The organism is Mesorhizobium sp. WSM4844, assembly GCF_055811775.1.
The window spans coordinates 1-7,231 of the sequence record NZ_JBVVQB010000109.1; the positions used below are offsets into that span (position 1 = coordinate 1).

Consider the following 7,231-nt stretch of genomic DNA (forward strand, 5'->3'; position numbering starts at 1 on the left):
GAGGCGGGACCTTTCGAATGTCAGCGTTCGGGCACACCCCCCTCTGTCCTACCGGACATCTCCCCCGCAAGGGGGGAGATCTGCCGTCACCAACACCGGCGCATTTCCTACATCGTCAGAGCTATCTTCAATATCTGCGATTGGCGAAAGCATCGATGGCGGCACAATTTCCCCCCTTGCGGGGGAGATGTCCGGCAGGACAGAGGTGGGTGGGACGGAGCTCGACGCCGGCAATACCTACGTGGGCGCCCCCATCATCCCCATTCTCTTCTACCGCTCGATGCTGCTCGCCGCCGATGTCGCGCCGATCGAAGCATTGTTCGAAGCGCTCGGGCAGCGTGGCATGATCCCTGTCCCCATTTTTGTCTCCAGCCTCAAGGACCCGGCATCGCTCGCCTTTGTCGAAACCGCGCTTGCCACGCTACACCCTGCCGCCATCATCACCGCGACCGCCTTCGCCTCGGGTGCTGAGCCCGGCATCGAAACCCTGTTCGACCGCGCCGGCGTTCCTGTTTTTCAGGTCATCGTCGCGACGACACGCCGCGATATCTGGCAAGACAACCAGCGCGGCCTGGCGCCCGCCGACCTCGCCATGCATGTCGTCCTGCCGGAACTCGACGGCCGCATCCTTGCCGGCGCCGTTTCCTTCAAGGGCGAAAGCGAGGTCGATCCCGCATTGGCTTTCCGCGCCTTCGCCAACCGGCCGGAGCCGGACCGCGTCGCCCAGGTGGCGAACCGTGTCGAGGCGTTCGTGCGCCTGCAGCGCACGCCGCGCGAAAAGCGCAAGCTCGCCATCCTGATCCCCGACTATCCGAGCGCCCCCGGCCGCACCGGCTACGCCGTCGGCCTCGACGTGCCGTCCAGCGTGCTGGCGATGCTGCACGACCTGAGCGAACAGGGCTACGTCGTTGAAGGGATTCCGCAAACGCCGCGTGAATTGCTGGAGATGTTGGAGTCGGTCGATCAAGGGTTGGCATTGAAGGAGTACCTGACCTTCTCGAAGGAATTGCCGCCGGCGGCCGTCGCTGCGGTAGAGGCCGCGTGGGGGAATGCAGAAGATGAGACAGGTTTGTGCGAGGCGCCCCCCTCTGTCCTGCCGGACATCTCCCCCACTTGGGGGGAGATTGCGCCCTCATCTCTGCTTTCGCCAATTTCCAACGCAGCAGGAGGAGAGCCGGCAATGGAGCCGCCAATCTCCCCCCAAGTGGGGGAGATGTCCGGCAGGACAGAGGGGGGCGCGACGGAGCACCAACCTTCGAGTCTGGCAAACAGCAAACAATTCCCCTTCCGCGCCGCCACCTTCGGCAACATCACCGTAGCAGTTGCCCCCGACCGCGGGCGCTCGGTCGACCGCCGCGCCGACTATCACGACCCGACCTTGCCGCCGCGCCATGCGCTGATTGCCTTTGGCCTGTGGCTGCGCAAGTCGCTCGATGTCCATGCCCTCGTCCATGTCGGCGCCCACGGCACACTGGAATGGCTGCCCGGCAAGACAGTGGCGCTCAGCGATTCCTGTTTTCCCGAGATCGTCACCGGGCCCCTGCCCGTCATCTATCCCTTCATCGTCTCCAACCCGGGAGAGGCGGCACAGGCCAAGCGGCGCATTGCCGCCGTCACCCTCGGCCATTTGCCGCCGCCGCTGACCGGCGCCGGTCTGGACGAGAACCAGCAGCAGCTCGAGCGGCTGGTCGACGAATATGCCCAGGCCGACGGGCTCGACCGCCGCCGCCGCGACCGCCTGGCGAGGCTGATCGTCGAAACCGCCGAAAAGACCGATCTCGCCTCCGAGGCCGGCGTCGCCGGAACCGACGCGCCCGACGAAGCGCTGCGCCGCATCGACGTCTGGCTCTGCGACCTCAAGGATTTCGCCATCAAGGACGGGCTGCACATCTACGGCCGCTCGCCCGAGGGCGAGACCGATCCGCTGCGCCAGCAAAGTGCAGCAGCCGAGAAGTCAGCATTGATCGCGGCCCTCGACGGCCGCCATGTCGCTGCCGGTCCTGCCGGCGCACCGGCGCGTGGCCGGCGCGATGTGCTGCCGACTGGCCGCAACCTGTTCACATCGGATCCACGCACCATGCCGACGCCGACATCCTTCGATGTCGGCAGGGCGGCGTCCGACGAGGTCTTGCGCAGCTACATGCAGGCGCATGGCGACTGGCCGCGCTCCCTGATCATCGACCTCTGGGGCTCGGCCTCGCTGCGCACCGGCGGCGAAGAGATCGCGCAAGGCCTGGCGCTGATGGGCTGCCGGCCGCAATGGGATGGCGCCACCGGCCGCGTCACCGGCATCGAAGTGCTGCCGCCGGCCACCCTTGGCCGTCCGCGCGTCGATGTCACCTGGCGCATCTCAGGCCTGTTCCGCGACATGTTCCCGACCCAGATCGCCCTGATCGATGCGGCCGCCAACGCCGTCGCCGCCCGCGACGAGGACGCGACGGAAAACCCGCTCGCCGCAAAAACCCGCGCCGATGGCAAGGTCAGCCCGCGCATTTTCGGCACCTCGCCCGGCACCTACGGCGCCGGTATCGAGGCGTTGCTGTCGAGCGGCGACTGGGCGGCGCGCGAAGAAATCGGTCGCGCCTATCTCGACGCCACCTCGCATGCCTATGGCGGCGCCGAGGGCGAAGGGATTTCGTCGCCCGGCGCGTTCGAGGGTCGCGTCGCCGAGGCCGACCTCCTCGTCCATACCGGAGACGACCCCGGCCGCGACATTTTGGAAGGCTCCGCCGATGTCGCCTTCGTCGGCGGTTTTTCGGCAGCGCTTGCAGCGCTTGGCAAGAACGCCGACGTCATCGTCCTCGACACCACGGATCCGCAAAAGCCGAAGCCGCGCTCGCTTGGAGAAGCCGTATCTCGGGTCGTTCGCGCCCGCGCGGTCAACCCGCGCTTCATTGCCGGCCAGATGCGGCACGGGCCGCGCGGCGCTTCGGAATTCGCCGAGACGGTCGACCGTCTCGTCGGTTTCGCCGAGACCACCCTTGCCATACCGGGCACGCTGATCGAGGCCGTGCACGACGCCTATCTCGGCGATCCCGAGGTGCGCGCCTTCATCCTGCGCGAAAATCCGGCGGCCGCGAAAATCATCGCCGAGCGTTTTTTGTCGGCGCGGCGGCGCGGTCTCTGGCACCCGCTGCGCAATTCCGTCGACGACGACCTCGCCGCCCTGATCGCCGAAGCCCGCGCGCTGGGGGTGGCGGCATGAACGCCTTCTCCCGACGCGGCGCCTGCCCTGCTTTGTCCGCGCCGATGCAGACCGGCGACGGGCTTCTGGTGCGGCTCAACCCGGTTGCTGGAGGACTCTCGCCGAAATCCTTGATCGGGCTCGGTGAATCCGCCTTGCGGCATGGCAACGGCATCATGGAAGTGACCGCGCGTGGCAGCCTGCAGATCCGCGGCCTGACATCGGCAAGCCCCCGGCTGCTGGCAATGGAGGTCGACGCGCTCGGCATCGCAGTGCGCACCGGCGTGCCGGTCGAGACCGGACCGCTGGCCGGGCTGGATCCGCAAGAAGTTGCCGATCCGCGCCCATTGGCGGAGCGGATTCGGGCCGCGATTGCTGAAGCCGGGCTGGCACAGCGCCTTGGCCCGAAGGTTTCGGTCATCGTCGACGGCGGTGGACAGTTGGCTATGGATGTGGTGACAGCCGATGTGCGGCTGGCTGCAACGCGCACCAATGCGGGAATCAGGTGGCAGATGTCTGTTGCGGGTGATGGGCAGAATGCGAAGCCGCTCGCGACGGTGGGAGACGATGCGGCGCGCGATATCGCCATCGCGATGCTGAGGATGGTCGCCGAAAAGGGCCGCGATGCCCATGCAAGGGATTTGACGGAGAGGCAGTTAGTATCCCTCGCAAGCTGGCATTCCTTCACACCCCCCTCTGTCCTGCCGGACATCTCCCCCGCAAGGGGGGAGATTGAGCTCTCATCACCGCTTTCGCCAATCACTGGCCTTGCAGGACGAGCGGCGGCGTCGGAACTGCCGATCTCCCCCCTTGCGGGGGAGATGTCCGGCAGGACAGAGGGGGGTGCGCAGGATCGCCTGCCTGTCAAATTGTCCGAACCAATACCTTCGCCGATCGGCCTCTTTCCTCTCGCCAGCAACACGGCCGCCCTCGGCATCGGCCTGCCCTTCGGCAGCATGCCGGCGGAGAAGATCATCGCACTCACCCAACACGCCCTCACCCTTGGCGCGGCCGAAATTCGCCTGGCGCCACACCGCGCGCTGCTTTTCATCGGCCTCTCTCCGACCGCCTGCCGCTCGCTTCAGCAGGCCGCCGCCACACTCGGCTTCGTTACCGACGCTGCCGACCCGCGCACGAAAATCGCCGCTTGCCCCGGTGCGCCGGCCTGCGCCTCCGGCCGGATCGCCGCGCGCGAGATCGCCGAGACCGTCGCCGCCGAGTACCGCGACCTCCTCGATGCCTCCGTCACCCTCCATATCTCCGGCTGTGCCAAGGGCTGCGCCCATCCCGGCCCGGCAGCGCTGACACTGGTCGGCGGCGATAACGGAGCCGGACTTGTCGTGGACGGGACGGCAAAGGCCCTTCCTGCCGGATACAGGCCAGGCTATGACGCCGCGCGCGGCGTTGGCCGCATTGCCGCAGCGATCCGCGAAGCACGATTTCGAGGCGAGACCACCGCCGCCTGCCTGACAAGGCTTGGCGCGGCCGGTGTCACCGAACCCTACCGACAGGAATGAACATGCCCGCCCCCTACGACTACATCCATGACGGCACGGCGATCTATGAGCGCTCCTTCGCCATCATTCGCGCCGAGGCCGACCTGTCGCGGTTTTCCGATGCCGAAGCCGATGTTGCCATCCGCATGATCCATGCCTGCGGCCAGGTCGAGGCCGCGCAGAACTTTGTTTTTTCGCAAGCTTTTGTTGCCGCCGCCCGCGCGGCACTGGCGGCCGGCGCGCCGATCTTCTGCGACGCCGAGATGGTCACGCACGGCATCACGCGCGCCCGGTTGCCGGCCGGCAACGAGGTGATCTGCACGTTGCGCGACCCGCGGACGTCCGACATGGCGAAAAAGATCGGCAACACCCGTTCGGCCGCGGCCATCGACCTGTGGGGCGAGCGCATGGCCGGTTCGGTCGTCGCCATCGGCAATGCGCCGACCGCACTTTTCTACCTGCTGGAAAGGCTGCACGACGGTGCGCCGAAACCGGCTGTTATCATCGGCATGCCGGTCGGTTTCGTCGGTGCTGCCGAATCAAAGGACGCGCTGGCCGAGAATTCCTACGGCGTTCCCTACGCGATCGTGCGTGGCAGGCTGGGCGGCAGCGCCATGACCGCCGCCGCCCTCAACGCATTGGCGAGGCCGGGCCTGTGAACGCGATTGTAAAAGGCCGGCTTGTTGGCGTCGGCACCGGTCCCGGCGACCCCGAGCTGCTGACGCTCAAGGCCGTGCGCGCGCTGGCCGAGGCCGACGTCGTGGCGCATTTCGCCAAGCGCGGCAACAACAGCAATGCGCGCGCCATTGTCGGCGCGCATTTTCGTCCTGATTTGGTCGAGTTGCCGCTGCTCTATCCCGTGACCACCGAAATCGACAAGGATCACAGCGATTACCGGTCGCAGATAGCGGATTTCTACGAGGAGTCGGCCGAAAAGGTCGCCGAGCATCTCAGCGCCGGCAGGATGGTCGCGGTGCTTTCGGAAGGCGACCCGCTGTTCTACGGCTCCTACATGCACCTGCATGTCAGGCTGGCGCACCGCTTTCCGACAGAGGTCATTCCCGGCGTCACCGCCATGTCCGGCTGCTGGTCGGCGACCGGAACGCCGATCGTCCAGGGCGACGATGTATTGACCGTGCTGCCTGGCACGATGAGCGAATTCGAGCTGACCCGCCGCCTCGCCGACACCGATGCCGCTGTCATCATGAAGGTTGGCCGCAACCTGCCCAAGATCAGGCGCGCGCTGGCGGCGACCGACAAGCTGGCGCGTGCCGTCTATGTCGAGCGCGGCACCATGCCGGGCGGCGTTTCGATGCGGCTGGCCGACAAGCAGGACGACAACGCGCCCTACTTCGCCATCGTGCTGGTCGCCGGCTGGTCAGGCCGGGCCGCCGCATTGGGAGCCGAAACATGAGCGGCCGCCTGACCGTTATCGGCCTTGGGCCCGGCAATGCCGACCAGGTGACGCCGGAAGCAAGCCGCGCCGTCGCCGAGGCAAAATTCTTCTACGGCTACAAGGCGTATCTCGACCGGCTCGACCTGCGCCCGGACCAGACCCGCGTCGCCTCCGACAATCGCGAGGAGCTGTCCCGCGCCAAGGACGCGCTGGCAATTGCTGCACAGGGCCACAATGTCGCCGTTGTCTCGGGCGGCGACCCCGGCGTCTTTGCCATGGCGGCAGCCGTCTGCGAGGCGATCGAGGCCGGCCCGGCCGAATGGCGTGCCGTCGACGTGGCGATGCTGCCGGGCATCACCGCCATGCTCGCCGTTGCGGCCCGCATCGGCGCACCGCTCGGCCATGATTTCTGCGCCATCTCGTTGTCCGACAATCTAAAGCCATGGGACCTCATCGAATTGCGGCTGCTGGCTGCGGCCGGCGCTGGCTTCGTCATCGCGCTCTACAATCCGATCAGCAAGGCACGCCCCTGGCAGCTTGGCCGCGCCTTCGAATGCTTGACCGCGATCCTTCCGGGCACCACGCCGGTCGTCTTCGGCCGCGCTGCCGGCCGTCCCGACGAGCGCATCGAGGTTGTTCTGCTGGCGGACGCCGATGCGGAAAAGGCCGACATGGCGACCTGCATCATCATCGGCTCGCCGGAAACCAGGATCATCAAGCGCGGCGAAAGACCGGCGCTGGTCTACACGCCGCGTTCGGCGGCGGGCCCAAGAAAATGATCGACCATCGCGGCAAGGGCTTCGACGGTTTCAGCCGACGCAACATCCGGCAGCGTCGGCCTGCGGATCATGACCACCTCGACGCCGAGCGCCCGCGCTGCGGCGATCTTGCCGTAGGTCGCCTCGCCGCCGCTGTTCTTGGACACGACGACATCGATGCGGTGTTCCAGAAGCAGTGCACGTTCGTCGGCTTCCCGGAACGGCCCGCGCGCCAGGAGATAGGCCGCGTCGGGCACAGCGAGCCTTGGCTCGACCGGATCGACGCTGCGGATCAGATAATGATGCTGGGGCGCCGCCGCGCAGGCGGCGCCCTCCAGCCCGCCCAGCGCCACGCAAACGCGACGCGGCCCCGGGCCCAGCGCCGGCCCCGCGCGGG

6 protein-coding genes are annotated in these 7,231 nt (G+C 67.3%); 5 read left to right on the top strand and 1 reads right to left on the bottom strand.

Annotated elements, in window-relative coordinates:
• Window positions 1–187 precede the first annotated feature (187 nt).
• The 5 genes from AC0L2A_RS35595 to AC0L2A_RS35615 are packed head-to-tail and all read left to right on the top strand — an operon-like array spanning window position 188 to window position 6,855.
• On the top strand, window positions 188–3,205 hold the full coding sequence (locus AC0L2A_RS35595; protein WP_473612860.1) for a cobaltochelatase subunit CobN: 3,018 nt from the start codon (window positions 188–190) through the stop codon (window positions 3,203–3,205).
• On the top strand, window positions 3,202–4,701 hold the full coding sequence (cobG, locus tag AC0L2A_RS35600) for a precorrin-3B synthase (RefSeq protein WP_473612861.1): 1,500 nt from the start codon (window positions 3,202–3,204) through the stop codon (window positions 4,699–4,701). Before AC0L2A_RS35595 ends, cobG begins: the two co-directional genes overlap by 4 nt.
• Window positions 4,698–5,339, top strand: a complete 642-nt coding sequence (locus AC0L2A_RS35605; protein WP_473612863.1) for a precorrin-8X methylmutase — start codon at window positions 4,698–4,700, stop codon at window positions 5,337–5,339. Before cobG ends, AC0L2A_RS35605 begins: the two co-directional genes overlap by 4 nt.
• The gene (locus tag AC0L2A_RS35610; RefSeq protein ID WP_473612864.1) at window positions 5,336–6,094 is read left to right on the top strand and encodes a precorrin-2 C(20)-methyltransferase; all 759 of its coding nucleotides are present in this window, start codon (window positions 5,336–5,338) and stop codon (window positions 6,092–6,094) included. The genes AC0L2A_RS35605 and AC0L2A_RS35610 overlap by 4 nt, the downstream gene beginning before the upstream one ends.
• The gene (locus AC0L2A_RS35615) at window positions 6,091–6,855 is read left to right on the top strand and encodes a precorrin-3B C(17)-methyltransferase (protein WP_473612865.1); all 765 of its coding nucleotides are present in this window, start codon (window positions 6,091–6,093) and stop codon (window positions 6,853–6,855) included. Before AC0L2A_RS35610 ends, AC0L2A_RS35615 begins: the two co-directional genes overlap by 4 nt.
• Here the strand turns inward: AC0L2A_RS35615 and AC0L2A_RS35620 are convergent.
• Window positions 6,819–7,231, bottom strand: a 413-nt coding sequence (locus AC0L2A_RS35620; protein ID WP_473612867.1) for a precorrin-6A/cobalt-precorrin-6A reductase, incomplete at its 5' end; no start/stop codon positions are given. The two genes, AC0L2A_RS35615 and AC0L2A_RS35620, sit on opposite strands and share 37 nt — an antisense overlap.

Bases quoted from the DNA above. Each gene is read 5' to 3' on its own strand.
- AC0L2A_RS35595 (WP_473612860.1), top strand. From the start codon at position 188: ATGTCCGGCAGGACAGAGGTGGGTGGGACGGAGCTCGACGCCGGCAAT.
- cobG (WP_473612861.1), top strand. From the start codon at position 3,202: ATGAACGCCTTCTCCCGACGCGGCGCCTGCCCTGCTTTGTCCGCGCCG.
- AC0L2A_RS35605 (WP_473612863.1), top strand. From the start codon at position 4,698: ATGAACATGCCCGCCCCCTACGACTACATCCATGACGGCACGGCGATC.
- AC0L2A_RS35615 (WP_473612865.1), top strand. From the start codon at position 6,091: ATGAGCGGCCGCCTGACCGTTATCGGCCTTGGGCCCGGCAATGCCGAC.